The organism is Mesorhizobium sp. M7A.F.Ca.CA.004.04.2.1, from assembly GCF_004022825.1.
Classification (GTDB): domain Bacteria; phylum Pseudomonadota; class Alphaproteobacteria; order Rhizobiales; family Rhizobiaceae; genus Mesorhizobium.
Genome location: NZ_RZPH01000613.1, coordinates 1 through 3,733, shown reverse-complemented (window position 1 = coordinate 3,733; position 3,733 = coordinate 1). Strand labels below are relative to the sequence as shown.

The window sequence follows — 3,733 nt, the reverse complement described above, 5'->3', positions numbered from 1 at the left end:
ATCCTGCTCGGCGCCATCATCGTCGACGGCATCATCAACCCACGTGACGAACAGACCGCCCAGCAGGGTGACATTTAGTACCTGAACTGCGGCGGACGGTTGGGGCCGGCCGCTGATAACAAAACCAAACCAGAGGATGTGACATGAAACTGATCAGAACACTCATGGCAGCGGCCACGGCGCTTGCCGTTACCGCCTTCGTGGCGCCAACCTTTGCCGCCGACGATCCTGGCCCGGCGGCTTACGCACAGGCGCTCAAGGGCAAGCGCGTCATGCTGGTGCCGATGGCGATGGGTTTCGACCTGGCACAGGGCTGGACGCATTTCCTGAAGAAGGAAGTCGAAGCCTGGGGCGGCACCTTCGAGACACGCGATCCGAACTGGGTCGTCGACGCCGGCGCGCAAGCGATCACCGACGCGATCTCGTCGGACACCAGGCCGGATGTGCTGATCATCCATTCGCCGGACCTCAATTCCTATGCCAAGCTGATGAAGAAGGCGCAAGCCGCCGGCACCTATGTGATTTTGGTCGACAATCCGGCCAATTTCCCCGCCGACGCCTTTGTCGGCAGCGACTGGGACCGGCTCGGCCAGCTCGAGGCCGAAGCGGCGATCAAGGGCTGCGGACCGAACTCCTCCAAGAAGCTCGGTTTGGTGCAAGGCGACCAGGCCAATTCGTCGAGCCTCTACCAATATGCCGGCATCATGAAGGTGCTGGACAAGAACCCCGACTTCAAGGTGGTGGCCAAGCCGGATTCCAACTGGGACGCGACCACCTCGCGCAACGTGACGACGACGATGCTGCAGCAGAATCCCGACATCTGCGCCATCATCGATTTCTGGGACGGCGATGCCACCGGCGCGGCTGCCGCGATCCGCGACGCCAAGCTCGACGGCAAGGTGTTCCTGGTCACCACGGGCGGTGGCGAGAAGGCGGCCGATTGCGACAAGCTGCAGGACGGCACCTATGGCGCTGTGGTGATGACCGATCTTGCCCGTCAGTCGGGCGACATGAACGCCATCATCAAGTTCCTGCTGCAGAGCGGCCAGCCGGCCGGCACCTCGCACACCTACATCTACACGCTGGAGAAGGCGACGACCAAGGCTGACCTGAAGCCCGATAGCTGCTGGGACCTGAAGGCACTGCAGGCAGAAGCGGCGGCGAAGTAAGCCAAGCCTCTTCAATCCATATCGATGAGGTGGTCGGATTGCCTGGCCACCTCTTTGTCTTTTCTCTTGCAGCAGTGACCTGATGTCCTTTCGCGAACGCCTCCAGTCCTGGCGCTACAATCTCGTGCCCGACCATGTCGTCGGTGAGATCCTGACCAAGCGCTGGACCGACAACGCCATTCCGTTCCTGGCGCTGGTGGCGACGCTGGCAACCTTCGGCTCGCTCATCCCGGGCTTCTTCAAGCTGACGGCGCTGCAGGATTCGACCCGTCAGCTCGGCGAATTCTCGCTGATCGTCACCGGCATGACGGTGGTCATGCTGGGCGGCGGCATCGACCTGTCGGTCGGTTCGATCTTCGCGCTCTCCTGTTTTTCCGCGGTCTATGTCTTCTTCATCCTCGATCAGTCCGTGTGGCTGGCGCTTGCCGCATCGATCGCCACAGGATTGCTGTTCGGTGCGATCAACGGCTATCTGGTCGGCTATTTCAGGCTGCGCGCCTTTCTCACCACGCTGGTCACCTTCATCTTCGGCCGCGCGCTGTTCGACATCCTGGTCACCACTTATGCCGCCGATGTGCAACTTTCCGGCGCCACCTCGGACGTGCTGGATTTCATCGGCGACGGCACCTTCTGGGGGCTGTCGGTCTCGGTGTGGCTGGCGATCATCCTGGCCATCGTCACCCATATCGCGCTGACCCGTTCACGGCCGGGCTGGCACGTGCTGGCGGTCGGCGGCTCCAGGCGCTCGGCCCACAATGCCGGCATCCGCGTGCGCCGCACGGTGTTCATGACCTATGTCTTCTCCGGCTTCTGCGCCTCGATCGGCGGCTTCCTCATCGCTTGCCGGCTGAGCGGGGCAGGGCCGGGCACGGGCCTCAACCTCGAGATCATGGCGCTGACGGCGGCGGTGGTCGGCGGCGTCAGCCTTGGCGGCGGCCGCGGCTCGGTGATCAAGGGGCTGATGGGCGCCATCATTGTGCTGACCATGACCAACGGGCTGATCCGGCTGGGCTATGGCACCGGCACCAACCAGATGGTGCTGGGCATCATGCTGGCGGTCGCGGTGACCATCGACATCCGCTGGCTGAAGAACCGCCACAAGGTGCTGAACGAGGTTTATGTCGCGCCGGTCTATCTCAAGATGGGCGAGACACAGTCGGCCGCACCTGGTTCGGGCACACCCTACGAGCTCGACAACCGGTTGTCCGCCGCCGACCATATCGGGCTTGGCGAGCTGGAGGGGCCAGAAGACGTCATCCTCGACCGCGACGACAATCTCTATTGCGGCACGCGTCATGGCGAGATCGTCCGTTTCTTCGCGCCAGACTATGTCAAATCGGAAGTGTTTGCCCATATAGGCGGCTTCCCGCTCGGTCTCGCCTTCGACAAATCGGGCAATCTGATCAGCTGCGTCGGCGCCATGGGGCTCTATTCGGTCTCGCCGGATCGGGAGGTCAAACGCCTGTCGGCGGAGACATCGCGTTCGTGGACCTCGATCGTCGACGATGCGCGTTTGCGTGACCCCAATGACTGCGACATCGCACCCGACGGGCGCATCTATTTCACCGACTCGACCAAGCGTTACGACGCACATGACTGGGCGCTGGATTCGATCGAGAACCGCGCCACCGGCCGGCTGCTGGTCTACGATCCGAAGGATGGTTCGACAAAGACGCTGCTCGACGGTTACCGCTACACCAACGGTGTGTGCATGGCGCATGACGGCAAGTCGCTGTTCTTCGCCGAAAGCTGGGCCTGCCGCGTGCATCGCTACTGGCTGGAAGGGCCGAAGGCCGGCACCGCCGAATGCGTCATCCGCGACATGCCGGGCTATCCCGACAACATCAACCGCGCCTCCGATGGCAATTACTGGATGGCGTGGCTCGGCATGCGCACGCCGAGCTTCGACCTGTCGCTGCGCCATCCCGACATGCGCAAGCGCATGACGCGCCGCCTGCCGCAGGATGAATGGCTGTTCCCCAACATCAACACCGGCGGCGTGGTCAAGTTCAACGAGAAGGGCGGCATTGTCGAGGCGATGGGCGACCTCACCGGTGGCGCGCACCCGATGGTCACCTCGATGCGCGAGCACAAGGGATATCTGTTCGTCGGCGGCATCCTCAACAACCGCATCGGCCGCTACAAGATCGCAGGCGCCGACCCGAACTGGACCAGTCCCGCTTCCTATTGGGGAGCAAAGCCATGATCCTCGATCCGGTGCTTGGCCTGTTTCGCGGCAAGGCGGTCACCATCCCGCCGCTCGACGGCGCTTTTCGCCCCAATACGCGGCTGGATGATGCGCCGGCTTTCGCCGAGATGACGGAACCAGACAATCTGCTCGTCGCCGGTGACAGGCTGCTGGCCTCCAGCGGCAACGCCATCCATTCGATTGCGGCTGGAGCGGAACCTGTCGTGGTCGAGACTTTTCCGTCTGCCGTCACCGCGCTGGCGCTGTCGCCATCCGGTGAACTGACGGTCGGGCTGGAAAGCGGAAAGCTGCTGATTGGCGGCAGCGACGTTTCGCTGCCGGCTGACCTCAGCTGCATCACCGCACTTGCCTATGC

2 protein-coding genes and 1 pseudogene are annotated in these 3,733 nt (G+C 63.1%); all 3 read left to right on the top strand.

Annotated elements, in window-relative coordinates; all coding sequences use genetic code 11:
- Positions 1 to 143 precede the first annotated feature (143 nt).
- Positions 144 to 1,169 carry a sugar ABC transporter substrate-binding protein gene (locus EN893_RS23735; protein WP_127271251.1) on the top strand — a complete coding sequence of 342 codons (1,026 nt, stop codon included), beginning with the start codon at positions 144 to 146 and terminating at the stop codon, positions 1,167 to 1,169.
- Between the two features lie 82 nt (positions 1,170 to 1,251).
- Positions 1,252 to 3,375: an SMP-30/gluconolactonase/LRE family protein gene (locus EN893_RS23730; RefSeq protein ID WP_127271488.1), complete on the top strand. Its 2,124-nt coding sequence runs from the start codon at positions 1,252 to 1,254 to the stop codon at positions 3,373 to 3,375.
- Positions 3,372 to 3,733: pseudogene (locus EN893_RS23725) on the top strand (hypothetical protein); the annotation flags it as partial. The gene EN893_RS23730 and the pseudogene EN893_RS23725, both read left to right, overlap by 4 nt.